23 protein-coding genes and 1 pseudogene are annotated in these 23,595 nt (G+C 70.7%); 13 read left to right on the top strand and 11 right to left on the bottom strand.

Translation table 11 applies throughout. From position 1 onward, the window contains the following. The 3 genes from ACZ34W_RS34510 to ACZ34W_RS34500 all read left to right on the top strand — a co-directional run. A partial coding sequence (locus ACZ34W_RS34510; RefSeq protein WP_465609843.1) for a DNA/RNA non-specific endonuclease occupies window positions 1–802 on the top strand: 802 nt, incomplete at its 5' end. 9 nt (window positions 803–811) lie between these two features. After that, entirely contained in the window at window positions 812–1,408 is a 597-nt protein-coding gene (locus ACZ34W_RS34505; protein WP_465609841.1) for an SMI1/KNR4 family protein, read from the top strand. A 128-nt stretch (window positions 1,409–1,536) separates the two neighbouring features. After that, window positions 1,537–2,049, top strand: coding sequence for an SMI1/KNR4 family protein (locus tag ACZ34W_RS34500; RefSeq protein ID WP_465609839.1), 513 nt, complete (start codon window positions 1,537–1,539; stop codon window positions 2,047–2,049). 179 nt (window positions 2,050–2,228) lie between these two features. Here ACZ34W_RS34500 and ACZ34W_RS34495 read toward each other — a convergent pair whose 3' ends face one another. Next, window positions 2,229–2,378 carry a hypothetical protein gene (locus ACZ34W_RS34495; RefSeq protein WP_465609837.1) on the bottom strand — a complete coding sequence of 50 codons (150 nt, stop codon included), beginning with the start codon at window positions 2,376–2,378 and terminating at the stop codon, window positions 2,229–2,231. A 1,160-nt stretch (window positions 2,379–3,538) separates the two neighbouring features. Here ACZ34W_RS34495 and ACZ34W_RS34490 point away from each other — a divergent pair. Further along, complete coding sequence (locus ACZ34W_RS34490) at window positions 3,539–5,062, top strand: hypothetical protein (RefSeq protein ID WP_465609835.1); 1,524 nt, start codon at window positions 3,539–3,541, stop codon at window positions 5,060–5,062. Between the two features lie 355 nt (window positions 5,063–5,417). On the opposite strand, the gene ACZ34W_RS34485 is transcribed toward ACZ34W_RS34490, so the two are convergent. Further along, complete coding sequence (locus ACZ34W_RS34485) at window positions 5,418–7,580, bottom strand: HEAT repeat domain-containing protein (protein ID WP_465609833.1); 2,163 nt, start codon at window positions 7,578–7,580, stop codon at window positions 5,418–5,420. Between the two features lie 241 nt (window positions 7,581–7,821). On the opposite strand from ACZ34W_RS34485, the gene ACZ34W_RS34480 reads away from it, so the two are divergent. Next, complete coding sequence (locus tag ACZ34W_RS34480) at window positions 7,822–8,319, top strand: ribonuclease FAU-1 family protein (RefSeq protein ID WP_465609831.1); 498 nt, start codon at window positions 7,822–7,824, stop codon at window positions 8,317–8,319. Between the two features lie 290 nt (window positions 8,320–8,609). After that, the gene (locus ACZ34W_RS34475) at window positions 8,610–9,131 is read left to right on the top strand and encodes a hypothetical protein (RefSeq protein ID WP_465609829.1); all 522 of its coding nucleotides are present in this window, start codon (window positions 8,610–8,612) and stop codon (window positions 9,129–9,131) included. Between the two features lie 103 nt (window positions 9,132–9,234). On the opposite strand, the gene ACZ34W_RS34470 is transcribed toward ACZ34W_RS34475, so the two are convergent. Next, window positions 9,235–9,555, bottom strand: coding sequence for a hypothetical protein (locus tag ACZ34W_RS34470; protein WP_465609827.1), 321 nt, complete (start codon window positions 9,553–9,555; stop codon window positions 9,235–9,237). 314 nt (window positions 9,556–9,869) lie between these two features. Further along, a complete protein-coding gene (locus tag ACZ34W_RS34465; protein WP_465609825.1) occupies window positions 9,870–11,087 on the bottom strand; it encodes a hypothetical protein in 1,218 nt (405 codons plus the stop codon). Between the two features lie 176 nt (window positions 11,088–11,263). Here ACZ34W_RS34465 and ACZ34W_RS34460 point away from each other — a divergent pair, with 176 nt between their 5' ends. The 3 genes from ACZ34W_RS34460 to ACZ34W_RS34450 all read left to right on the top strand — a co-directional run bounded on the left by ACZ34W_RS34460 (window position 11,264) and on the right by ACZ34W_RS34450 (window position 13,717). Continuing rightward, on the top strand, window positions 11,264–11,992 hold the full coding sequence (locus ACZ34W_RS34460) for a hypothetical protein (RefSeq protein ID WP_465609823.1): 729 nt from the start codon (window positions 11,264–11,266) through the stop codon (window positions 11,990–11,992). A 486-nt stretch (window positions 11,993–12,478) separates the two neighbouring features. Continuing rightward, on the top strand, window positions 12,479–13,033 hold the full coding sequence (locus ACZ34W_RS34455) for an NUDIX domain-containing protein (RefSeq protein WP_465609821.1): 555 nt from the start codon (window positions 12,479–12,481) through the stop codon (window positions 13,031–13,033). Between the two features lie 63 nt (window positions 13,034–13,096). After that, window positions 13,097–13,717, top strand: a complete 621-nt coding sequence (locus tag ACZ34W_RS34450; protein WP_465609819.1) for a hypothetical protein — start codon at window positions 13,097–13,099, stop codon at window positions 13,715–13,717. 160 nt (window positions 13,718–13,877) lie between these two features. On the opposite strand, the gene ACZ34W_RS34445 is transcribed toward ACZ34W_RS34450, so the two are convergent. After that, window positions 13,878–14,396, bottom strand: coding sequence for a SixA phosphatase family protein (locus ACZ34W_RS34445; protein ID WP_465609817.1), 519 nt, complete (start codon window positions 14,394–14,396; stop codon window positions 13,878–13,880). A gap of 767 nt (window positions 14,397–15,163) precedes the next feature. On the opposite strand from ACZ34W_RS34445, the pseudogene ACZ34W_RS34440 reads away from it, so the two are divergent. Beyond that, window positions 15,164–15,394: pseudogene (locus ACZ34W_RS34440) on the top strand (hypothetical protein); the annotation flags it as partial. Between the two features lie 37 nt (window positions 15,395–15,431). Here ACZ34W_RS34440 and ACZ34W_RS34435 read toward each other — a convergent pair. Beyond that, on the bottom strand, window positions 15,432–15,935 hold the full coding sequence (locus ACZ34W_RS34435) for a hypothetical protein (protein WP_465609815.1): 504 nt from the start codon (window positions 15,933–15,935) through the stop codon (window positions 15,432–15,434). A 314-nt stretch (window positions 15,936–16,249) separates the two neighbouring features. Here ACZ34W_RS34435 and ACZ34W_RS34430 point away from each other — a divergent pair, with 314 nt between their 5' ends. Beyond that, window positions 16,250–17,458, top strand: a complete 1,209-nt coding sequence (locus ACZ34W_RS34430) for an ISAs1 family transposase (protein ID WP_465609813.1) — start codon at window positions 16,250–16,252, stop codon at window positions 17,456–17,458. A 280-nt stretch (window positions 17,459–17,738) separates the two neighbouring features. Here the strand turns inward: ACZ34W_RS34430 and ACZ34W_RS34425 are convergent, their stop codons facing one another. The 3 genes from ACZ34W_RS34425 to ACZ34W_RS34415 form a co-directional block, all read right to left on the bottom strand. Beyond that, on the bottom strand, window positions 17,739–18,134 hold the full coding sequence (locus ACZ34W_RS34425; protein ID WP_465609811.1) for a hypothetical protein: 396 nt from the start codon (window positions 18,132–18,134) through the stop codon (window positions 17,739–17,741). A 407-nt stretch (window positions 18,135–18,541) separates the two neighbouring features. Then, window positions 18,542–19,372: a DUF4279 domain-containing protein gene (locus tag ACZ34W_RS34420; RefSeq protein WP_465609809.1), complete on the bottom strand. Its 831-nt coding sequence runs from the start codon at window positions 19,370–19,372 to the stop codon at window positions 18,542–18,544. Window positions 19,373–19,460: 88 nt separating this feature from the next. Next, on the bottom strand, window positions 19,461–19,793 hold the full coding sequence (locus tag ACZ34W_RS34415) for a hypothetical protein (RefSeq protein WP_465609807.1): 333 nt from the start codon (window positions 19,791–19,793) through the stop codon (window positions 19,461–19,463). 178 nt (window positions 19,794–19,971) lie between these two features. On the opposite strand from ACZ34W_RS34415, the gene ACZ34W_RS34410 reads away from it, so the two are divergent. After that, on the top strand, window positions 19,972–20,901 hold the full coding sequence (locus tag ACZ34W_RS34410; RefSeq protein ID WP_465609805.1) for a hypothetical protein: 930 nt from the start codon (window positions 19,972–19,974) through the stop codon (window positions 20,899–20,901). Window positions 20,902–21,148: 247 nt separating this feature from the next. Here the strand turns inward: ACZ34W_RS34410 and ACZ34W_RS34405 are convergent, their stop codons facing one another. Next, complete coding sequence (locus ACZ34W_RS34405) at window positions 21,149–21,757, bottom strand: hypothetical protein (protein WP_465609803.1); 609 nt, start codon at window positions 21,755–21,757, stop codon at window positions 21,149–21,151. A 262-nt stretch (window positions 21,758–22,019) separates the two neighbouring features. Between ACZ34W_RS34405 and ACZ34W_RS34400 the strand changes: the two genes are divergently transcribed. Beyond that, window positions 22,020–22,490, top strand: a complete 471-nt coding sequence (locus tag ACZ34W_RS34400) for a hypothetical protein (RefSeq protein ID WP_465609801.1) — start codon at window positions 22,020–22,022, stop codon at window positions 22,488–22,490. A gap of 100 nt (window positions 22,491–22,590) precedes the next feature. Here the strand turns inward: ACZ34W_RS34400 and ACZ34W_RS34395 are convergent, their stop codons facing one another. After that, window positions 22,591–22,827, bottom strand: coding sequence for a hypothetical protein (locus ACZ34W_RS34395; protein WP_465609799.1), 237 nt, complete (start codon window positions 22,825–22,827; stop codon window positions 22,591–22,593). Window positions 22,828–23,595 lie beyond the last annotated feature (768 nt).

Raw genomic sequence — 23,595 nt, 5'->3', positions numbered from 1 at the left:
GCCGCCCAAACGCCTGTGGGACCCGGCCAAGGCAACCGTGGAACGGCCCGTCCCCCAGCCTGACTGGATGCCCCCCAAACCCGAAGACGCCCTAAAGTGGCTGTCCGCCTCCTACTCGACCGCCGACCTCCTGGCGATGCTGACCGTCAATCAGGACGCGAGTCCGATCGTCATTGACCTTCCGTGGCCGCTTTCCTCCCAGGGGTTCGGCAACCCCCTGGACCGGTCCGGCCGTGGCGGCGGTAGCTGCTACCGCAACGGTAAGGCGTACATCGACTACGGCGATCTCGACACCGTCCGGGGCAACAGGGCCACCGCCGCGGACGCCTGCATCGACGACTCGCTCATAGACAAGGGCAGCCCGGTCGGGACCAAGAAGCCGGGACGCTACCAGGAAGCACGAGACCTGGCTGACGGCGAAGGCCTGGAGCCCGAGACCGCGATCAACGCCTGCCACCTCATCGCGGACAAGCTCGGTGGGGACGGGAAGGATCTCAGGAACCTCTCCACCTGTGCGCGTCAGGCCAATTCCTACCGGAGCGTTGCCAACGGCCGGATCGAGGACAACATGCGCGCCTTCGAGAAGGAAGTCATCTATCAGGTGGTGAAGAACAAGCAGATCGTGCACTACAACGTGGAGCCGGTCTACGCCGACGACAGCAAGGTGGTCCCCGTGGCGTACATCATGATGGCGTTCGGGACCGACGCGGCCGGAGTCCCCGGATTCCAGAAGGCCGAGGTCGTTCCGAACTCGCTCTATGGGCCAAAATCCAAGACCTGGTACAATCTCGGGCTACAGTGAGAGTGATCAATGGCACGCGAATTCGACATCAACAGGCTCATGGAACTCATGCCCCCGCACGACGGGGCCGGTGAATCCGGTAACTGGGCGGCGGTGGAGCAGGCGTGGGGCTTCCGGTTCCCGCGCGACTACACCGAGTTCATCAACTGGTACGGGCAGGGGAGCATCGAGGCCTGCGTTTCTGTGCTCGCTCCTGACGAGCTGATGCCGCCGGATGCCCCGCAACCCGGCTTGCGCGGTATGACGGAGGAGGCGCGCTTGGTCTTCGAGGAGGACGGCGAGCCCACCGACGAGGTGCGCTCCGCTGAGCAGATCATCGCCTGGGGAGGCTCTGCCACCGCCGACACCCTGTGCTGGCTGACGGTCGGCGACGACCCGAACGCCTGGCCGGTCCTGGTCCTCGGCAGGAACGGCGGTGCCCCCCAGGTCTATGACATGGGGATGGCCGAGTTCCTCCACGGGATGCTCACGGCGGAGATCGATCCGTGCCCCGTCGGCATCACCGACGCCTGGGGCTGCGAGTCCCCCCGCTTCGTCCACTGGCGGCTTCGGCGGCAGAGGTCACGCGACAGGCTCGATCCGCTGACCGGCGGGCCGAGGATCTGACGCACCAACCTTGTCTGGCGGCCGGCGCTCGGCGCTCGGCCGCCGGACAAAGCGAGGCCGCCAGGGACAGGCGGTTGACAGGAGGTACGAGGGAGGAGACGACGGACACATTCGACATCAACAGGCTCATGGAACTCATGCCCCCGCACGAGGGAGCTGGCGAGTCTGGTGACTGGGCGGCCGAGTCGGCGTGGGGCTTCCGGTTCCCGCGCGACTACACCGAGTTCATCACCCGGTACGGGCAGGGGGAGATCTCTCGCTCCCTTGCCGTGTTCGCCCCCGACGAACTGATGCCGCCGAACGCCCCGAAACCCGGCATGCACGGCATGACGGAGGAGGCACGCTGGGCCTTCGAGGAGGACGGCGAGCCCACCGACGAGGTGCGCTCCGCTGAGCAGATCATCGTCTGGGGAGGCTCCTGCACCGCCGACAACCTCGGCTGGTTGACGATTGGCGACGATCCTGATGTCTGGCCGGTCCTGATCCTCGGCCGCAGCGGCGGTGCGCCCTTGGTCTTCGACATGGGCATGGTCGAGTTCCTCTACAGGCTGCTCTCCGGCGGGATCAGCCCGAGCCCCGTCGGCGCCGTCGTGACCTGGGGCGAGCAGCCGCCCCGCTTCGTTCATTGGCGGGCCGAGTAGCGGCGGACCCGGGGTCTGACAGATTGCTCATCCGGCAGGTGGAGCTCAACCACGCGTGGCTGATGGCCAGCTAGATAGATCATCCCCGCCCTGCGGCTGCTCGCGGGGTGGGCGGGCTCGCCGTGCCGGCCGGTCTTGCCGCTGCGCCCGGGTCGGCCTGCTCCTCGTCCATGTCCGGCTCATGCCCGCGTGGCAGGCCGGGGGAACCGCATCAGCCCGGGTTGCAGGATCGGCCGGGCGAGGATGCGCAGCTGCTGCTCGGCGATGGCGCCCATGGGGCCGGCGGTGCCGAGGTGGGCCACGATGGTGGTCTCGAACAGCTTCAGCATTCGACTCGGCCTCGTGGACGGACTGCAGGCCGAGGACGTCCACCAGCTGCTCCACCGGGGCCGGCCGGTCGGCTGGACCGCGTCGTTGCCGGACGGCCCGTGGGGAGCGGCCGGGCACATCGCCGCCGAGCACCAGGGCGAGCGGGCCGCCGTGATCCTGATCGACAGCGCCGGCGGAGCCCGCACCCACCGCACCGTCGGCGAGGCCCTGGACGCCCTCCAGCGCGCGCACGCCATCCGGCTCCGGGCCGAGCGGGCGGTGGCCAGCGTGCCGCACCAGGCCCTCAAGCGCTCGACCGGCTGGAGCGTGCCCTCCGACCGCGACCTGGGCATCCCGACCCGCTACGCCCTCGCCGACGGCCTCATCCACCTCACCTGGCCCCACCACTCGGGCGTCCAGGAACTGCAGCAAGGCGGCCGCCCGGTCGGCTGGATCGAGGAGTACGACGTCCAGCGCGGCACCTGGACCGCCCTCATCGACAGCAGCATCGTCGCCGACGCCGCCAGCGGCGAACCCCTGCTCTGCCCCGGCCCCGACGCCGCCCTCGCCCTGCTGCTCCGCGCGCTCGGGAACAACTCACCCGCTGGTAGACCCCGCACCGCACTGCACCGCCCCGCGCGGTGCGCGCGGTGCGCGCTCCGACTCCTGGACGCGGCGCGGCGTGGTGCGCGCGATGGACAGTTCCAGCAGCGCGCGGCGCGCCTATGGACAGGTCCTGCAGAGTGCGTGGCGCGGTGGTCCGCCGCACTGGTGCGGTCCCGCGTTTCCCCTGGACAACGGCGCATTTCCCCTGGACAAAGCGCGGCGCGCGATGCCGGAGGAAGCCCGGCGACCGTGCCGCACCGGCTGGTGCGGCGCGCCCCGCACCCGCACCGCCGCATCCGTCCCGCACTCGCACCGCCGCGCGCCCCACACCCGCACCGCGCGCGTCGGCGCCTGGGCGCGCGGCCTGGCGGTCTGTGGTGTCGGTCACGGACATTCCGGGAGGACAAGGCCCCAGGCCGGGGCTCATCGGGCGGGGTCAAGGGGTCGGACAAGGGGTTCGGTCAGGCCGCGGACAAGGGGGTGCCGTGCATGGTCGGCCGCACCCGGGCGCCGGTCCGGGTGCCGGGCCGGCCACCACGCAGGCCCCGGCTTCCTGCTGACGGAAGGCCACTCGATGACCACCACCTCGTTCACAGCGCCCGGTCCGGACGACGGCGACCAGACCGCCGACCAACCGACAGGCGAAGGCCTCACCCGGCCGGGACAAGGGCCCCGGCGCCGCCTCCGTCGGCACCTCCGTGCCCTCGGCGGCGGACCGGTCCGTTTCCGTAGGCCAGCAGCGCCGGACAAGGGGTCGCCGCCGTGGCGACAACCCTTCTACCGCTGCTCCTGGAAACCGGAGGCGCAAGCACCGTGCGACGGGTCCGGCCAGGGCGAGGGTCATGGTGGCGCTCGTCCTGTTCCAGCGCGCCACGGCCGGGAGCTCTGGCACCTGGCCCTGCCCAGGCAGGCCAGCGACAAGTCGACCCGCGACGCGCTGCTCGACCTCCAGGACACGGGCAAAGCGCGCCCGGACGGCTGGGCCCGTGGCCGCAAGCTCTGGTGCCAGACCCAGGCCGGCCACAAGGAAGCCGCCCGTCTGCTGCCGCCCGGCACCAAGCTGTCCACCGTCCGCGAGGAGAAGAGCGCCGGCTATGAGGAGCACGCCCTGGACGTGGTCGCCACCACTGGGCACCTGACCCGAGCCGGCCACGGCTCGCCGCTGACCCTCACCACCGAGGTCCGCCACGCGGTGCCCGGCCGCACCGCCCGCTACGCCGACCTCGTGCTGCGCGACTCCGGCGCGAAGGTGCCGGTGCTCCTGGTCGAGGTCGACCGCGACAACGAGACGGTCGGCCAGCTCGTCGAGAAGCTCGCCACCTACACCGCCTGGTGCGAACTGCTCGCCAAGGGCGCCGACAAGACCCGGGCGAAAGCCGCCTGGCACAACGGGGCCGCCGTCCACGACTACCGGCACTGGCGCACCGCCTACCCGCCCACCGCCTACCCGCCCACCGGCCACGAGAGCTACCCACCCGTCGCCCTGGTCCTCACCCCCGGCCGCAAACGCGACCGCCCCGGCACCCGGCCCCTCACCCCCGAGCAGCAGGCCGCGAAAGCCGAACGCGACCACCAGCGGCTGCTGCGCCGCCTTGACGCGGTGGAGGCCGGCTCCGCCGCCTACTGGAGCCCGCGGCCGTACCCGTACGCGGGGGTGACGGCGGGTAACTACCACCTGGCGCTGCCGGTGGTCGCCACCACGCTGCAGCTGCTCGACGACCAGGGCGCCGCTGCCCCGGTGTGGCGGCGCTTCGGCCGCAGCGGCTGGCACACCCTCACCAGTGCGCTGGACAACCCGGACGGCGACCGGCTCCTGGCCGTCGAGCGCCAGGCCGAGGCCGCCGCCCGCCGCGTCCGCGAGGAAGCCGAACGGGAGGAGAGCCGCCCGGCCTGCACCCGCTGCAAGGCGCGGTTCTCGGACGAGCGGTGGGCCGAACAGGAGCGGGCCGACACCTGGGATGACGACCGGCTGTGCGCCGGCTGCCGCCAGGACGTGGCCGAGCAGCGGGCGCGGGATGCCGCCGAGCGTGAGCGGGCCGCCGTGGAAGCCGCGGCCGCGGAGGCGAAGCGCACCTACTCCTGGTGGCGCCGGTCCTGACCTGCCCTTTTCCTGGTGCAGGCCGCTGACCTGCACTGAGGAGTTTCGTCCCCGGCCGGTGAGTTTCACCCCGGAGCTGCCGGTGAGTTTGGCCGCCAGGGGCCGGCTGCCCCGGGCCCGGAACCTTTTCATCGCAGGTCAGGGCCGGTGAGTTTCGTCCCGGCGTGGTCCGTTCGGGTGGGGGCGGGGTTCGGCGCGGCGGTGGGGCGGGACCGAGAGCGGTGTGCCTCTCGCCCGTCCTGAACGCCCGCAGGTCAGGCCCGCGCTGTGGGCCGTCCTCAAGGAGACCGGACAGCGTCGCGAGGCCTGCCGTGTTGGAGCAGGGCGTCCAGACCGGAGCGGCGTCGGCCGCGGGTCAGGCTGTCTGGCGGATGACGGCTCGGCCGGCGTGCTGGAGGTCCTCGTCGTCGGCGATGCTCCCGAAGTAGCCGCCGCCCCGGCGTGCGAGAGCGAGTTCGGCGTGGATGAGAGGGAGGGCGGGCGCGGCGGAGGGGCCCATCCGTTGCAGGCAGTCCAGGACGCGGCCGACGGTCGTTCTGTTCTCCTCCCACGTCTCCAGCAGCACGGGCAGGACGGTCCCCACCTGGGCAGGGCCGCCGATGTCGTAGATCGCGGCGGCGGCGCAGACCCGGGTTACGGGATGCCCGCCTTCGAGCATCTGCCTCAGGCGGGGTAGTGCTTCGCCCGCCGGCGCCCCGATCCGGCCGAGGAGATCGGCTGCGTCCTGGTCCTTGCCGGTGTCGAGCAGGGCGGTCAGCCGCGGCACCGTGTCGCCGGGATCGCCCTCGATGTCCCACAGGGCCTGGGTGGCTGCGAAGCGCAGGTCAGGGTCCTCGGCGTCGGCGATCGGCCGGATCACCGCCAGCGCGGCTGTGGCACCGGTGCCGATGGAGCCCAGGTTGTAGAGGGCCGCGCCCGCGGTACGCCAGTGCCCCTGCTCCAGGGCGGTGACGAGGGCCGTGGCGAGCGCCGGGACAGCCGCCGGGCCGCCGAGCTTGCCTAGGGCGGCCATGAGCGTGGGCGCGGATCCCCAGGGCCGGGAAGACAGGTCCGCGTCGGCCAGGAGCCGGGTGATTCTGGGCAGTAGTTCCCCGGCTGCTTGGGGGAGGTGTCCGGCGACCTGCAGGGCACGCCAGTCGTCGGTGCCGGTGTCGAGCGCCGTCAGCAGGCTGGGCAGGGCCCGCTCGTCGCCGAGGCCGGCCAACGCTGTGACCGCCTGCTGATGGGCCCGGCGTAGCAGCGGGTGTCGTGCGGCCCAGACGTTCGGGCAGGAGGTGGTGCGGTGGGCCTCCACGAGAGCGGCGAGGGCTTCGCGTGCCGGTTCGGCGAGGGCGGTGGGGAGTTTGCCGAGGGTTTCGGCTGCTTCGGCGGCGGTGTAGGGGTCGTCGGGTCGCAGGTGGTCGGCGAGGGCGAGGACGAGGCCGGTGTGGTCGCCGCGCCAGGAGCGGATCAGGTCCCAGGTCATGGTGATGGCGTCATGGCGGGTGGCCCGGTCGGGGCTGCGGAGTTGGGCAATGAGCAGGGCGGTGCGCTCGGGTACCCGTGCGTCCAGGGCCCGGTGGAGGGTGGTGAGCAGTTCGGTGGTGGGGGCGTGGATACGGCCGTGGCGGTCGAGGTCGTCGAAGATCGCCGCGAGCTGCGGCGAAGCGCCCTGGTCCGGTGCTGGTTCGGCGGCGGTGTTCAAGCAGGCGCACTGCCCGCAGTCCGTCGGCCGGGCTCCGACTTCGGAATCGGCCTCGGCCACCCCGTCCTCGGGCTCCGGTTCGGGGGTGAGTTGCTGAAGCAGGCCTATCGCCGTCGGGACGATGCAGGTGTCGATGGCCTCCGGCGTGCAGGCGGCCCGGTGAACGATGGCGGCGAGCCGGATGTCGGCGTCCAGTGCCGGGTCCGTGGCCAGAGCGGTGAGCCAGGCCGTCACCGGGCCGAGCGCGGTCGGCAGTCGCTGGGCCAGGGTCGCGGCGGCCTCGATCACCAGCAGCCGCTCCACGGTGCCGTTCTCGGCGGCCAGTCGCTCGCGCAGCAGGGTGAACGCCCGTTCGGTGTTGCCGAGGAACATCCCCAGAGCCGGGACGGCGGCCCGCCGTACCCGCGGGTCCGGGTCCGCCGCGTGCCGCACGAAGTCGTCGCCCCGCTCGCGCAGTTGCAGCATGGCGTCTGCATCGGGGAACGGCTCGTCGACGGACGGATCGTAGTTGGACAGGCCGTCTTCGTCGACAAAGGACAAGCGCTCCAGCGCTGAGCGCCCGATGCTGACCAGGAGCCCGACAACAGCTGCGCGGTCCGGCGTTCCGGAGTCGTTGGCGAGCGTGGCCAGGAACGGCAGGCTCGCCACCGTGGACTCGTAGACGGAGCCCTGGTGGAGGGCCGAGTTGTAGAAACTGCTGAACGCCTTCTCCCGGACGACGGGGTCGGGCGAGGCCATCTGCTCCAGCCACAGCGGTACGTCGTCGGCCGGACCGTAGGCGTGGCCCATGGACGACCAGTTGATATGGTCGGCACCGTCAAAATTGTTGATCATGGGCCGCACAGTGCCACGAGACACTGACACAGCAGTCGGGCAGTGCTTCGTCATGACGCCATCATCGACACGACCCTGCATGCCTTCGACCCCCTGGCCTGGCCCGGGCCCTGACCGGCCGGGTGCATGCGTCCCCGGGGGCCACGGGGTGGAGGCCAGGGCCCGGGCGCCACCCGGTAGTTGCCCGACAGCCACAGCACGCTGGCGCACTCCCAGCCGTACAATGACGGCTCATGCGTACGTGTCGGCGCAGGGATTCGCCGCAAACGCGAACCGCTTCGTCGGGCAGAACCTGGCGGCCGGCACCTGGACGCTCGGCCGCTACCGCTGGACCGGCACCGAGTTGCTCTCCCACTTCCTGGCCGGGGAGTGGTTCTCCGTGCACTGCTTCCAGGACGCCACGACCAAGGAGCCGTTGCGCTGGTACGTGAACTTCGAGAAGCCCTTCCAGCGCCGCCCCGACGGCATCGACACCCTCGACCTGTGCCTGGACCTGGTCGTCACCCCCGGCCTGTCCGGCCACCACTGGAAGGACCGCGCCGAGTACACCCAGCTGCGCCGCCTCGGGGTGATCGACGACTACCTCCACCGCCAGGTCGAGCAGGCGAAGGGCCGGGCGATCACCATGCTCGACAACCACGCCGGCCCCTTCACCACCGGCTGGCCGACCTGGGCACCCGACGTGTCCTGGCCGCTGCCGACGTTGCCCGACGACACCGACCTGGTCGCCGACCGGTGACGGCGCCGGTTCGGACCCGGGTGTGCACGGTGCTCCTCCACGACGGCCGCCTGGCCCTGTCCGGCGCGACCGCCCCGACGGCGTGCAGCACTCCCTGCCCGGCGGCCTGGCCGAAGGGCGTTGAGGTTTCGGGCCGGTGCAGCGCAGGAGCCGCGAACGCGGTCAAGCGGACGGGTGGAAAGGCAGTCGAACGGATGTCAGTTGTTGCCGGGCGTCGTGTGCACGGATAGTCCTGGTCCGGGGCGAGCCGTCCCGGCAGCCCCGCACCCTGCGATTGAGAGGACCGTCCGATGGCCACCGATCCCATCACCGCGAGGTTCGAGAAGCTCTTCGATGCCCTCGACACCGGCCACCACAATGCCCTGGACGAGCGGGACTTCCGGCGTTTGGCGGACGCCCTCACCGACGCCTACCGTCTGGGCAACGAGGACATGGGCGACACCGGGAGGACTCTCCTGGAGACCAGCTACCGCGAGTTCTGGATCGAGGTGCGGCGCCATGCGAACAGCACTACCGACCCGCTGGCCAAGCAGGAGTTCGTCCAGGCACTGCGGGCGACCTCGGCGGACGCCAGGAGCATGAAGGTGATCGAGGGCCTGCCGAACGCCCTGTTTCGCATCGTGGATCCCGACTGGGACGACGAGTTGTCCAAGGACGACTTCATCCGCCTCGCCCGGGCCCTGTGCGCCCCGGGCCTCAGTGGCATCGATGCCGCGACCGCCACCGAGCCGCGCGCCCCGGAGGCGACCGGTGACCTGGCAGACCAGGCGGGGGCCGCAGGAGATGGGCGGCGGCGCGCTGACCTGCGGTAGGTGCGGGGATGGGGATCAGGGAGGTGAGGCCGCGGGGAGCTGGCTGGTCACCGGACTATTCTCCCGGCTCCGATGCGGCCACTCGATCACGTCCTGGACCGGTTCAGGCAGCGCTCTTCGGTGGCGCCTGCTGCCGTCGGCCGGTGGTGAAGTCCCAGTCCGGGCGGCCGGTGGACTGCCGGACGAAGTCCCGCAGCTCCACCAGATTGCGCGCCGACACGATCCCCTCGGTGCGCCGCCACATCGTGACCTCATCGGCGGTGAGGTCGGTCAGCACGTGCATCACCAGCTCGATCTTCAGGTAGCGCAGGAACGCCTCGTCCACCGCGCCCTCGAACATGAACGCGCGGTCGGTGGCTCGGCCCAGCCGCCTGTGGGACCGCTCGTGCCGGTACCGTTTCCACCACCCGGCGTCCTCGCCCAAGGCGGGCCGCTTCTCCTTCCTGCGGGTGACAGAGGACGAATGAGGCGCGATCCAGGAGCTGCCGGCCGTCCCGATGTCCACCGGAACGAGCACCGTCAGGCCCGACTCGTTTCGCGACGACGACGGAAACGCCGACCCGCCTGGGCTCTGGTCAAGGAGTTCCACGACCGGCTCCGCCGCACGGTCCGCGAGCAGGCCGGGCGGGAGCGGCCAGCGCAGCTGACCGCGGCCGCCGCCCGCCGCACTGTCAGCCGCACCTGCGCGGACTGCGGCGCCCACCCCGAGACCCGTTCACCCCGTGGCCGTCAGAACCGCTATCCACGACCGCCGTCAGGTTCGCCGGGGGACTTGCCATCGGTGATCGTTTTGGTCGTGGCGGTAATAGCACCGGTGTCTCCGAAGCCGCCGCTACCGCCGTCCTGGCCGCCACCGCCGTCACCGCCGGCCGCGATTACGGTCGTCGCCGTAATGGTGCCGTTGTTGCCGTTACCACCGTCACCGCCTCTGCTGCCCAGAGTATGGCCGTTGCCGCCGTTCCCGCCCGTGACGGTCACGGTTTCGCTTGTGATGGTGCCTCCGTTCCCCGCACCGCCAGCGCCGCCGAAGCCGAGTCCGTAAGCCTTCCTACCGAAAGACCCCTGGTCGCCGCCAACGCCGCCCGTGGCCACTGTCGAGGACGTGCTGGCCTGGATGACGCCCGTGGCGTTGCCGGCTCCGCCGTACCCACCGACCCCGGCCCTACCGGTGAATGCGAACGACCCTCCAGCGCTGCCGCCGCTGCCGCCCTGGCCGCCGCTACCGCCGTCGACGTGGATGTCGCTGGTGCCGGCGGAGATGATGGCTTCGTGGGTGCCGGGAGCGGCAGAGCCGTCACCTCCATGTCCTCCGTGTCCCCCTGCCCCCCCGTTACCTCGGGACCCACCGCAGTTGGGGTGGCACGGGTTGGTGCCGCCGGCGCCCCCAGGCCCACCGGCGCCTCCGGGGCCGCCAGTGAGCCTGATGATGCCGCCTTCACCCCCGACGCTCACCCTGCCCGTATTCGCCCGTCCGCCGTTGCCGCCAGCTGCGCCGTGACCGCCGTTCGCCGCAGCGTCGCCGCCGCTCGCGTTCCCGCCGGATCCGCCGTGCCCGCCGGTTCCGCCGGCGCCACCGCGCAGGGTGACCGTGTTGCGTCCGGTGCCGGCGTCGATGATGCCGGTATTCGCCGGAGTCCCATTTCCGCCCGGGCCGCCGTCGCTGCCGGGCTTGCCGTAGCTGCCGTCGGCTCCGGCCATGCCGTTGGGGCCCTTGACTCCCGTGACGGTGATGGTGTCGTCACCGGTGCCGCCCCGGACGGTCCCGGCATTAGTGCCGTTGATGGTGATGGTGTCGCCGTTGTCGTCGGCTTGGACGGTGTCTCCAGCGTTCACGTACGGGCAGGTGATGACTGTCTTTCCTGTGGAAGTGTCGATTGTGCAGTAAGAAGGGGCCGACGCTGTGGCGGCGTGCGCGGCGGGCGCCAGCCAGAGAGACCAGCAGGTCGTGACGAGCACAGCTACTCCGGTAGCACCTCGTCCTGGGCGGTTGCCTCTGTTCCTCCGTGAGAGGTTGTTGATCAATTTCGTGTCCTTTCTTGGTTCTATTGCTGACTACAGGAGAAGCGAAGTCCGTAGGTCTTCGCACCCGCTCGCCTCCTATGGGGGGAACAGGCCGCTCCGTCACGGGTGGGGTGGATACAGTCGCGTCCTGGGCGACGGAGGTGGAGTTCGCCCTGCAGGGCGGCCGACGCAAGGTGCGCCCGGACGCGGTGCTGGAGGCCCCGGAGATCGGGGTGCCGGTGCTGATGGTCGAGGTCGACCGTTCCACGATGTCCCCGGCCAAGGTGGCCGCGAAGTTCGCCGGCCCGCGAGCTGTTCCGCGCCAAGACGCGGGACAACGACCCGGCGCTGGCGGAGGAGACGGCGTCGGAGCGGGTGACGCACTGGTGGCGCCGCGCCTACCCGGGGTCCGCCCGCGAGAGCTACCACCCGTCGCCCTGGTCCTCACCGGCGCCGGCACCTGGTCTACGTTGCGCACCTGCCCGACCGCCTGGTGGCGGTTCGGCGGCCAGGAGTGGACCACGTTGGCGAAGGCGCTCGACAACCCGGACGGCGACCGGCTGCTGGAGCGGGAGCAGGAGGCCGTCCAGCGGGCTCGCGCGGAGCGGGAGGCAGAGCGCGAGCGGGCGCAGCGGGAGCGGCGGCGCCCGGCCTGCACCGACTGCCGGGTGAGGTTCTCGGACGAGCGGTGGGCCGAACAGGAGCGGGCCGACACCTGGGACGATGACGGGTTGTGCGCCGGCTGCCGCCAGGACGTGGCCGAGCAGCGGGCGCGGGAGGCCGCCGAGCGTGAGCGCGTCGCCGTGGAAGCCGCGGCCGCGGAGGCGAAGCGCACCCACTCCTGGTGGCGCCGGCCCTGACCCGCCCTCATCCTGGTGCAGGCCGCTGACCTGCACTGGGGAGTTTCGCCACCACCGCTGACCTGCACCGGGGAGTTTCGTCCCGGGCCGCTGAGTTTCACCCCGGAGCCGCCGGTGAGTTTGCCCCCGGCGACGGCCGTCCCGGGCCCGGAAACTTTCCATCGCAGGTCAGGGCCGGTGAGTTTCGTTCCGGCGTGGTCCGTTCGGGTGGCGGCCGGGTTCGGCGCGGCGGTCGGGTGGGCAGAGCCTTCGGCATGACGACACCCACCCGGCCCCACCGCCGATGACGCCGCCGTCCCTCCGCACCGGCCGCCGTGCCCGCCCCCGCCGCGCCGGTCCGCGCCGCGAGACCGCCCGCCCCGCCCCGGCCCGGACCGGCGCCGGCGGCGGGTGCTGTCGGACCTGGTCGAGCGAGCACCTCGCCCAGGGCGGCCTGGTTGTCCGAACGACCTGGCATGAGCCGGCCTGTCTGGCCTGGGCGCGGCGATGACCACCGGCCTGCCCGGCCTGGGCCCGGCGATGACCACCAGCCTGGGGAGCGGACCGGTGCGGGTGCGGGTGTGCGCGGTCCTGGTCCACGACGGCGAGGTGTGCCTGATCCGGCGCCAGCGCGAGGCAGGCCTCCAGCACTCCCTACCTGGCGGCCTGGCCGAGGACGGCGAGGAGCCGCTCGGCGGGCTGCGTCGGGAGCTCATCGAGGAGCTCGGCCTCGACCTGGCGATGCTGCCCGCGCCGCCGGTGCTGCTCTTCGTCCAGGACCAGGAGACCGAGCGGCCGGGCGAGACCACGCCGTTCCGGCGTCGGCACCTGGTCTACGTCGCTCACCTGCCCGACCACCTGGTGGCGGCCGTCGCCCCGGTTGAGCAGGACGACCCGGACCGCGCGTCGGTGGTGTGGCTGCCGGTGGCCAGTGTGGCCGGCCTCCACCTGTACCCGGACGTAGGCGCCGTCCTCGACCAGGCCGTTCGGCCCGACACCGCCCAGGCCGGCGGCCCGATGCTGCTCCCGGCGATGACCGGCGCGTCCTACCAGTGGCGCTGACCACCGGCACGATGTTCACGGGAACGGAAGTCGCCGGTGGGTGCGGCGCGGGATAGTGCGTGGGTGACTGCGACTCCCGCCAGCCTGGACCTGCCCGCACGCCGACGCCGCCACGTGCGGCTGATCGCCGCCCTGACCGCCACGGTCGGGGCCTGCGCTTCGGCGGCGCAGGCGCTGTACCAGCCCGTCGCCGACGCCCCGCCCGGGCAGGAGACGGTCGTGGTGGAACCCGCTGCCGGTCGTCTACCTCAGCCACACGGCCGCCCCCTGCTGGAGGCGGCCCGGGCCGAGGACGACGCCCGGTGGCCGGCCGCCGTCGCCCGGGAACGGGAGCAGGCCCAGCGGACGATCGCCGCGCGGGTGGCGCTGGCGCGGGCCGAGGAGATCGTGGAGGAGCCCGGAGCGTCCTGGCCCGTCCCACTTCCGACCGCGGAACAGAGCGCGGTCATCGACCTGGCCGGTGCCGGTGACCAGGTCGCCGAACTCTGGCGAGCCGACCCGGCCCAGGCCGTCGCCTTGGTGAACGCGTTGATGGCCGGCGGGGAGTTCACCGCGGCCGAGGTCCTGGACGCGGCGGTCGACGCGGTCACGGCGTCCGACCCGAGCATGATGGCCGAGCAGTGCCTGCAAGCCGCCCCGTACCTGGTGCTCGCGGTGGCCCTGGCATCCGCCGACCTCGACTGAACTGTGACTGTGCACGGTAGATGGCCGGAGTTTTCGCGCTACATGGCCAGCCTGTCGGCGGCGCGTACAGCCTCTGCCCCAGGCCGGGCGGCGCTCAGCACTGAGGGCGGTGCCCGGGGTAGTCCCGGGCACCGCCCTCGCTGGTCACGTCGGTCGTCGCTCAGGCGTGTGGGGTCCAGAAGGCGACGAGCTTGCCGACGCCGTGCTCGACGCTCTTCCAGGAGCCGGTGAAGGTGACAACGGCGATCGCGGACGTGGGGAAGCCGCTGCGGTTCAGCCGCGGCAGCAGATCGCCGTCCGCCTCGCCGGCGAGAGCGTCGGCGAGTGCGTGCAGGCCGGGGTTGTGCCCGACGACCAGCAGGTCGCCGACCTCGTCGCTGGTTTCGTTCAAGATGGCGATCAGCTCGCCGAGTGACGCCTCGTAGAGACGGTCGTCGTACACCGACTTCGGCCGCTGCGGCAGCTCGGCCGCAGCGAGCTTCCATGCGTCACGGCAGCGTGTCGCGGTCGAGCACAGCGCCAGGTCGGGGTTGATGCTGGCGCCGGCGAGCCAGCGGCCGGCGACCGGCGCGTCCTTGCGGCCACGGTCGGCGAGTGGGCGCTCGTGATCGTCGACATCGGACCATTCAGCCTTGGCGTGGCGGAAGAGCACCACGCGGCGGGTCGTCTCAGCACTCATAGCGGTCATCCTCGTCACCCCACCGGCCCTGTCCGAGGCGAACCGCGTGGGAGTCAGCCGAGCGGGTGAATCACCGTGTTATCAGGTTGATGGGGCGACACAGGCCTCTCCTGGACTGAGCGGGGCTGGCCAGGTAGCGCGAAAAGTGTGGCCATCAAGCCTGCGAAGTTGGCCATCCACCGTGCGAAGGCACATGAACGACCGGCTACTCGGTTGCCTCTGAGGTTGCTTCTGCAGATTGCTACTCGGGCTTGCTACTTGAGGTTGCAACTCGGGGTTGCGTCAGGCGGCACGCCGGAAGTGGCGTTCGCACAGCTCAGCGCCTGTTTGTCCATCGGCCGTCGGCGCCGACTACTTCTCCCTGGCCACCCCGGCGGGTGCTGAGCGAAGTCCGGACACCGGAGCGTCGAAGAAGAGGAGTAGAAGAGTCGGCGCGCAGAGCAGGAGCGGAGACGAGATCCCGGCCACCTGATGCTGCGCGCCGACGGCGTTCTGGGGTGTCTGCTGCGCGGCGGCCCGGCGGCATCGCTTCGCGACGCCACCGGCAGGAGGAGGCGGGGTGGGAGGGCGCGGGGCGGGGAGTCGACGCTGTGCTCCCGGCCGCGGCCTGCCGTCACCTTGATGGTCTCCCCACGTCTCGCGCCGATTCCTTACGGCTCGCGCCGATTCCCACTGTGGCCAACGCCGCCCGGCGGGGCGGACGGCGCGCTGCCCGAGGACCTCGTGGCGCTCCTGGCGGTGCCGGAGGGCGCGCGGTTCTCGGAGCTTGGACTACCCGCTACCTGGACGCCGCCGTCGAGCAGTTGCGGGCCCTGCCCGCCAGCCAGCGCGAGCACGACGTCCTGGACGAGGACGTCGCCCGCCTCTCCCCGCTCCGGCACGCCAACCTCAACGTGCTGGGCCGCTACAGCTTCCGCCCCTCCGTCCCGGCCGGCGGGGGCCTGCGGCTCCTGCGCGACCCGGCGGAGGAGGGCGACGACGAAGACACCGACGAATGAGCCCCACCGAACTCGGGCAGGCGCCCGGCCTGCTTCACTACAGGCGGACGAAGTCCCACATCTGGCTTGAACCCATGGTGTGGGGCTCCAGGGCAACGCCGACCTGGCGCTCGTTCAGTGGAACCGGGTCCAGGGCGAGCTCGGGCTTCAAGGCGCCGTTTGGCCAGTAGGTGACAGACACACAGGTTCCCTTGGGGCAGGCACCTTTGATGTTGTGCCAGAAGGGATTCTCGCGAAGCGTCCACTGGCGGGGCTCGGTGCTGAGGGTGACCGGCTTGTCCTTCTCCGGGTCGCCGTCGTAGGACAGGTACGTTCCGCTGTAGTTATTGCGGATCGTGACGATGGAGCCCTTCACCGACTCCACAAACCACACCATCCCCTGGCCATCGGCCGAACCCATCGGCTCCACCCCCAGGAAATACTCTTCCGAAGAGAGTGCCTTCCGCGCCGAGAGCAGTTGCGTGACATCCGGGCTGTCAACACGGGAGATGCGGTAGTAACTGGTCTCCAGGATCGGCTTAACCTCTTCTTCTGACGTCATGATTGGCTCCACTTCTGACGTGCGGCGCCCGCTCGGGGGTGCCGTCTGACCTGTACGCCTACTCGGCTAACGACCTGCTCGGGCATCGGTGATGCTCCGGTTCCTCCGTGACCAACCGGAGTACGGAAACCCACCCCCGGGGCCAGGGCAACGTCGTTCCGAGGATCTGTCCGGGTTGATGCCGGTTCAGATGGCTGATGTGGGACCCGTGTTCGCAGGGCCGGGATGGACGAAGGCAGGCACGGTCTTCGGGTGATCATGAGGTGTCGAAGCCCTGACCACCGCAACGGAAGACCGTGCCTACCTGCTCATCATTGCTCATCCCGGCCGGCCTGAGCCAGCTCATCACCGCACCGCCGCCCACTCTCAGCGAGCATCCCGGCCTGCTGGACCGCCTGGCCGCCGTACCCGATCCGCGTCGGTCCGCCGGCCGCCGTCATCCCCTGACCTTCGTCCTGGCGCTGGCCGCGTGTGCCGTGCTCGCCGGGGCGAAGTCCCTGGCGGCGATCGCGGAGTGGGCTGCCGACGCGCCGCCGGCCGTGCTCGCCTCGCTCGGCGGACCGGTACGCGAACCGGCCGGGCCCATCGCCCCGGCCGGGCCCATCGCCCCGGCCGAGGCCACCGTGCGCCGCCTCCTGCAACGCGTCGACGGCGACGCCCTCGACGCCGCGGTCGGTTCCTGGCTCGCCGACCGCGAGCACGGACCAACACCGTCCGGCCGGGCCCCGGGCCGGCAACCCCTCCGCACGCTGGCCGTCGACGGCAAGACCGTCCGCGGCGCCCGCCGCCGAGACGGGACCCAAGTCCACCTCCTGGCCGCCATGACTGCGGGCGGTCAGGTCATCGCCCAGCGCGAGGTCGACTCGAAGACCAACGAAATCACCGTCTTCCGGCCCCTGCTCGCACCGCTCGACCTCGCCGACACCGTGGTCACCTTCGACGCGCTGCACTCGCAGACCGAGCACGCCCGCTTCCTTGTCGAGGACAAGCAGGCCCACTACATCGCCGTGATCAAGGGCAATCACCCCACCCTGCAGCAGGAGCTGAAGCAACTGCCGTGGCGGGAGGTTCCGCTGCAGGACAGAACCCGCACCACCGCGCACGGCCGCGACGAGATCCGCCGGATCAAGACCTGCTCCGTCGCGCGCGGCCTCGACTTCCCCCACGCCGCCCAAGCCGTGCAGGTCGTGCGACGCCGCCGCACCGTCACCACCGGCAAGGTCACCCTCGAACGCGTCTACGGCGTCACCAGCCTGCACCCCCACCAGGCGCAACCAGCCGAGCTCGCCTCATGGCTCCGTGGCCACTGGGGCATCGGGAACAAGATCCACCACGTGCGCGACACCACCTACGCCGAGGACGCCTCCCGCGTGCGCACCGGCACCGCACCCCGGGCCATGGCCGGCCTGCGCAACCTCGCCCTCGGCGCCCTCCGGCACGCCGGCCACGACAACATCGCCGCCGGACTCCGCCACCACGCCCGCGACCCCTGCCGCCCGCTCGCCACCCTCGGCATCACGTGATCAAACCGGACAGATTGCCTGAACGACGCCGCCCTGTTCGGGACCTGGAGAGCCACAACGCGCTCCTGATCTCCGAAGTTGCCGAGGAGACCGCGCGAGCTGGAAGGCTCGAACGCCGCACGGGCGAGCTGGAAGACGAGGTCACCGCGGTCCGTAGAGCCCTCACACGATCCATTCGAGCGGTTCCAAGCTCGGCTCGATAGCCGCCGGAGCCCACATCCTTGGCGGTGCTTCTGGCCAGATTGCTGGCCAGAAGCACCGCCCGGCTACGAGTCCGGGGTCATGCTTCCGGCGGACTCACCCAAGGGGCAAGGCGTTCCCCAGCCTCCAGATTCTCGCGCCAGTACCGGAAAACGGTTCCGTGGACGATGTCGAGCTGCCCGGCCGCGATCAAGCCGGAGGCAGGTTCAGGTCCTCCCGCATCGGCCTCGAAGGCGACCAGCACCTCAGGTGTTTCACCAACCTGCCGAGACACGATCCGGGCCTCCGCGGGTGTCGGCTCGCGGAACGTCGGATCGTGGAATGAAGCGGGACATATGACGAAGACCGGGTCGCTGAAGACCAGCTCCAGGCCGTGGTGGTACGACAGGTCGTGGCCGGCGCCCAGCCGCAGCCGACCGGCGTTCCAGCTGACAACGTCCCAGTCCCACCAGGGCCCATCTGGAAGGTGGATCACAAAGCTGCCCCCAAATCGAACGAGCGGGCAGGCTGCACGGGCGCCCACCCCGAATTGCCGGACGCTACCCGGCCTTGGCATTTCCGAGCTCGACTGCCAGTGCGGCCATCTCCCGCAAGCGCTCGTAGTACTCGATCGCGCCACCCTCATCACCGATCAACGGAACGACCTTTTCAGGGCCCCAAGGCACCAAAGGAGGATGCTGCGGCGCTTCTCATCAAGGGTTCCCGACAGTGACGAGGAGACACAGCCAGCGGTGTCCGCGTCCAACAGCACCATGTCTCGGCCCTCGATGTCCTGACCACGAAGGTGAGCCGGGAACCTCGCGCGCATGTGCTCCTCCCACAGTCGTGAGAGGAGGTCCAGTTCCGGTTCGTTCATGTCCGAGATCATGCACCAGGTGCCAATCAGTCCAGTCGTTTGAGGGTGTGCTGGAGCTCTCCGGCCTCCAGCAGCCCGACGATCACATCCACCATTCCCGCGATGCCCGGGGAACGGACGATTAGGCCGTCGGAGCATGAGAAGTACCTGCCACCCAGGGCCTCTCCGGTGCCGTCCCATCGATTCATCAGCCGGCCGACTTCGTCGACTGTCAGGATCGTCGCGCCCCACCGTGATCCGTCAGGGAGGAGGACTTCGGCATCGGTGCTGCAGACATCGTCGAGATCCTCGTGTGGATCCGGGAGGAAGCGGATCTCGAAGTCGTTGTTGCGGACTCGATAGAAGGGGCCGTGCCATCTTGCCTCGGCGTCGGGCAGGTCAAGATCACCGGCCACATCATCGGCGGTGGCGTAGTCGTCGGGTGCCTGTGGGTACAGGTCCAGCGCGATGTCGAGGCCGAGGTCTCCGGCCTCTCGAAGGAGCGCGGAGGGGAGAGCGCATCCGCCCTGGCCGCTCTCACTGCCGAAGCCGAGGAACAACTCCAGCTTGCAGTCGGCGGCCAGGCTCGCCAATTCGTCGTGCTTGCCGACCAGACGACGGAGGAGTTCGGCGACGTGCTCCTCTGGCCATCGGTCGTTGTCCAGGCCACTCTTGCGAATCCAGACGGCGGCCTCACGCCGACGGCTGAGTGGGTTCCGTGGACTTGAGAGGCTTCCCCGCTCGTACTTGTGATCAGGTGTAATGTCCAGCCGCACCGAGATCTCACTCGCGCGGATAGTCCTGCTCGTGATCCGCAGGGATCCAGCCGACCACTTCGAGCCCGGCATCGGCGACAGCTCTATCGGTTCGTCAGACACGGCGACACCATGACAGGTCACCGCGCACCTGGCCAGCAGGTTTCTCCAGATCTGCTGTGCCTCACGTGCCTCAGACAGCGATCCTCAGCTACATTGCTGTCCTACCACTGGCTTTCCGTGAGTCTCCGGAACCAGCACTGCAGATAACGCGGGTGTCGCACTCACCGGCGATCTTGATCCAATGCGGGAACCTCTCCCGGCTGTAGCCGTCCATGCTGTGCGGGGCCTCGACGACCAGGTCGTCGAGCTTGGCGCGCGCGGTGACGACGGGCGGCGGCTCGGGAAGGTCGCGGTGAACGGGCACCGTGCCGGTGACCGCGGACAGGGTCGCCGCGGTGGCGGGGGCTGCGATGGGCAGAAGGACCGCGGCGAGCGTGGCCAGGACGGTAGCGCCACGGCGCCATCTGGTAGTGGTGATCATGCGTCACGTCTACCGGCGGTCGGGCGTTGAGGGGTGGTTGGTCACCTAGTCGGTGGCGAGCCCCGAGCACGCCGTTGACCACCGTGTCGTTGCTACCGCTGCCAGAACCACCGGAACGCCGAGGGCTGTCAGTGGTGCTCCGTCCTGGGCCCCCCTCACTACCAGCAGAAGGAGACCTGTGGCCAGCGACATCAGATCTCTGCAGGACCAGCTCGTCGAATGGGTCTACGACCGCAGCGGAAGCACCCCCCTCGGAGACGTCTCCCTTACCCCGTTCGCCGACGAGTACCAACTTGACCTCCAGCAGGCATTCCAGCTTCTCCGACACTGCAAGGAAGCAGGAACGCTGGACGACAGGTTCTCCTCTTTCGGCGAGGCCTGCGCGAACCTCACGCCGGCCGGGACTGCGTGGGTCGAGGAGAGAATGCGCCGGAGGGAAGACCTCGCCGCCCGCGCCGCCGCCGCCCGCAGCGGCCTTCTGACCTGGATGTGGCACCGAAAGCAGGAGGGCACCCACATGCCGGTGGTCGCCCACGTCCTCGAAGCCCCGCAGTCCCTCTTCGAAGGCATACGACTTGAGGCCGCCGAGATCGACCGGGCAGCCGACCACCTGGTCGCCAAGGGAATGATCACGGGAACGGCGCGAGCCTGGGGTGCGGCGGGACCCTTGCGCGCCGAGATCACCGCCGAAGGAGAAGACTGCGTGGAGAACTACGGCGCCGACCTCGCCGCGTACCAGCGGCGAAACAACGGTGGCACTACCAACTTCCACATCGGCACCAACACCGGCAACATCGCAGCCAATAGCCGTGAGGTCACCCAGACCGCCACCACCAATCAGGGCATCAACCCCAGCGAGCTGGTGCTCCTCGCTCGGTCCCTCCGCCAAGCAACCCCCGTCCTGGGCCTGCCCGAGGGCGATGCCGAGGAGTTCGCCGACATCGCCACCCGGATCGAGAACGAGGCATCCACGGACAACCCGGACCCGGGACGACTCCGACGCTGGGGAAACGCCATCCTGGACATCCTCAACTCCCCGGCGGTCAGTGGCGCTCTCGCTCAGACGCTCTCCACCGCCGTTCAAGCGGCGATCGCTCCAGGCAGCTGACAGTCCGCGACCTCCAGCCACACGGCACCGCCGCCCGGGTCGGCCGGCCGTACCGCCGGCCGCCCCGATCCGATCCGAACACGCAGAGGGGGGCCGTCACCCCGCCCAGGGGGACGGCCCTCTGCGCTGCTCAGAAGCGTAGAGAAGCCCGAAGGCCGCCACCCGCAGGTGACGGCCTCCAGTGCTTTCTCAGGGCCCGGGCAGCCTACCCCTTCCCCGCGTGGCGCTGTCTTGGGGTCCGCGGTTGCTAGTGCTGGTCGGCGGGTACCGGGACGGGGTTGCGGGTGAACCGCTGGTGGGCGCTCTGCTTGCTCATGTGGAGGGCGCGGGCGATGTCGTCCCAGGAGAAGTGGTTCTCGCGGGCCGCGTCTACGGCGGCCTGCTGGTAGCGCTCGGCCTCGGCCCGCAGGATGGTGGCGGCGTAGGCGGCCAGGAGCGGGCGTGAGGGTTCGCCGTGGGGCAGGTCGGTGTCGAGCAGTTCCCCGAGCACGTCCTGCATGTCCCGGTGGAGCTTGTTCAGGCGCTCGGTGAACGTGGTGGCCAGGGCGCTCTCGCAGTGACGCTCCCATTCGGGCCGCAGTGCGTCCGAGCATGCCGCGGGGTCGCCGAAGTCGGCCGGGCGCCGGGGTCCGCGCCAGCCGCACGAGCAGATCGCCCGGATCCCCTGGGCCTTGCGCCGGCCGCCGGCCCCGTCGTACTTGATCGACCATGCCCAGCTCAGGCCTCGGTCGTAGGCCTCGCCGGTCTCGTCGAAGGCGTCCTGCTCGGCGTCGCCGTCGGTGAGTACGGCGATCACCCAGCCTTCGTGGCCGTCGCCCTCGCCCTCGTTCTCGCCCTCGCCGTACAGCCAGCCCATGGCAATCCCTCGATCCGAAGTCAACCGTCCGTCAGGAACTCCTGACTATACAGTAGTCGTCAGGAGTTCCTGACGCAAAGTAAGTTCGTCGGAGGTGCTGGCCTTTCCGTGCGGCGAATGCCGCGCTGTCCCTTGACGAGCGATCTTGACCGTTTGCCGAATGATCTTGGCTGGCGCCAGATTCTTGCCGCTTGATCTTGGCCGGTATCGGGAGGTCTGGCCGGCGGAGCTGCCCATCCCGAGCCATGCGAGGATCCCTGCCATGGAAGACGGGGGTGCGTGGAGCGACGGACCAGCGGGCGAAGCGATGACGGAGGACGACGGCCTAGTCTCGCTGCTGGGCCGGACCGCCCTTGGGGAGCCGCTCGGACGGGTTGTGATCACGCCCATCGTATGCCGGTGGTGCGATTTCGACCAGTTCGAAGTGGCTGCGGCTGAGTACTTCTGCGAGGGCTGCTGCCTGCCGATCGGCATAGCGGACGGAGACGTCTACGCAGGCGGCTCCACTTGGGAGCTCGCGCCGTCCGCTCCTCCACTCCCCTGGCTGAGTAGGGTCTTCCGCGAATCGGCTGGCCCCGTGTGCCCCGCCGGCCATGAGGTGTTCCAGGTGGCGGTCGCTTATGTCCTTGCCGTAAGCGGCCAGGTCAGCCGCCTGTCGGTCGGCCTACGGTGTCCGGTTGACGGGGCACTGCGCCTCCACCTCGACAACGTGCGCGTGGTGTCGAGCACCTGACGTCGTCCTCGCCCGACAAGTCGGCCCAGGCGAGCACTACTTCTGTGCCCGCTGCAGACGTCCTGCATCGGGCTAGGTAGATGGCGGAGGGCGTCGCTCTTCAGCGCGCGGTCCACACTGGGCAGTCGCCGGTGTGCCGCGTGAGCACCAGAACCGTCCCGCCGTCCAGCACGCTCGTGGTCAGCGTCACCCTGCAGCAGGCGGGCCGCTCCTTGGTCGGCACCGCGTCCGGGGCGCTCCCGTCGACGGTGCCGTTCGACGGCGGCGCAGCCGGGGCGGGGGCGGGGCGGGGGCGGCCCTGCCGCCGCCGGTGGAGGACTGTTCGTGGTCGGGCCATGGCGACACCATGCCTGCTAGCACCGAGGTCGGCTGGCGACACGCCGGACACGGCCGCCAGCTCCCGTAGGGCAGCGGGCAGCAGCGGGCACAGCCTGCCCCGCCGACGGACGGCCGCACTGCTGACCCCGGCCCAGGCGCGGGGCAGCCGAACCGTTCCCGGTCCGACAGGTCGAGGACCCGCCCGCCAGGCGCCGGCTGCGGCACGCCCCCGCCGGGCGTCCACCAGCCCGGCCCGTCGACATCGGGTCCGCTCTCCCCGTGGTCTAGCACCGCGACGGCCCGCAGCACACCGGTGACCGCCCTCTGGAGCGCGCGGGCCTCGACCTGCCCGAACTGGGCAAGCCGCTCAGGCAGTCCGCCCGGGCACAGCCAGGCCAGGTGTTCGCCGAGCTCCCGGAGCTGGGTGTCCCAGTCCGTCGCCAACTGCGGTACTCCTTCACCACGCGGTCCGCCGACTGCGCGAAGCCCTCGCCCTCGCGGTGCCGGCCTTCCACCGCTTCGCCCCGGAGCACCTCCTCGTCGACGCCCTCCAGCTCCTCTCGGAGATCAGCAACCGCGGCCTGGTAGGAGGCGACGGCGGCACGCTGCTCGGAGAGCGTCCCGGAGACCGCGGGCGGGAGCCGCCCGCCCGGACCGGAGACCTCTGTCACCTGGCCGCTGCCAGAGGACCAAGGCCCCTGGCACGGGCCGGAGTTCGGCTGCGCACACCCCGTCCAACGAGCCGGCCGGAAGCCGGACACCGCTCCCGCGCGGAGACGAGCGGAGG

This window comes from Kitasatospora sp. NPDC022856, from assembly GCF_055561235.1.
This window is presented reverse-complemented; position numbering and strand designations above follow the sequence as displayed.

Bases quoted from the DNA above. Each gene is read 5' to 3' on its own strand.
- ACZ34W_RS34400 (WP_465609801.1), top strand. From the start codon at position 22,020: ATGGAAGACGGGGGTGCGTGGAGCGACGGACCAGCGGGCGAAGCGATG.
- ACZ34W_RS34505 (WP_465609841.1), top strand. From the start codon at position 812: ATGGCACGCGAATTCGACATCAACAGGCTCATGGAACTCATGCCCCCG.
- ACZ34W_RS34415 (WP_465609807.1), bottom strand. From the start codon at position 19,793: ATGATCACCACTACCAGATGGCGCCGTGGCGCTACCGTCCTGGCCACG.
- ACZ34W_RS34395 (WP_465609799.1), bottom strand. From the start codon at position 22,827: ATGGCCCGACCACGAACAGTCCTCCACCGGCGGCGGCAGGGCCGCCCC.
- ACZ34W_RS34475 (WP_465609829.1), top strand. From the start codon at position 8,610: ATGGCCACCGATCCCATCACCGCGAGGTTCGAGAAGCTCTTCGATGCC.
- ACZ34W_RS34490 (WP_465609835.1), top strand. From the start codon at position 3,539: ATGACCACCACCTCGTTCACAGCGCCCGGTCCGGACGACGGCGACCAG.
- ACZ34W_RS34435 (WP_465609815.1), bottom strand. From the start codon at position 15,935: ATGACGTCAGAAGAAGAGGTTAAGCCGATCCTGGAGACCAGTTACTAC.
- ACZ34W_RS34405 (WP_465609803.1), bottom strand. From the start codon at position 21,757: ATGGGCTGGCTGTACGGCGAGGGCGAGAACGAGGGCGAGGGCGACGGC.
- ACZ34W_RS34500 (WP_465609839.1), top strand. From the start codon at position 1,537: ATGGAACTCATGCCCCCGCACGAGGGAGCTGGCGAGTCTGGTGACTGG.
- ACZ34W_RS34445 (WP_465609817.1), bottom strand. From the start codon at position 14,396: ATGAGTGCTGAGACGACCCGCCGCGTGGTGCTCTTCCGCCACGCCAAG.
- ACZ34W_RS34495 (WP_465609837.1), bottom strand. From the start codon at position 2,378: ATGCTGAAGCTGTTCGAGACCACCATCGTGGCCCACCTCGGCACCGCC.
- ACZ34W_RS34485 (WP_465609833.1), bottom strand. From the start codon at position 7,580: ATGATCAACAATTTTGACGGTGCCGACCATATCAACTGGTCGTCCATG.
- ACZ34W_RS34455 (WP_465609821.1), top strand. From the start codon at position 12,479: ATGACCACCGGCCTGCCCGGCCTGGGCCCGGCGATGACCACCAGCCTG.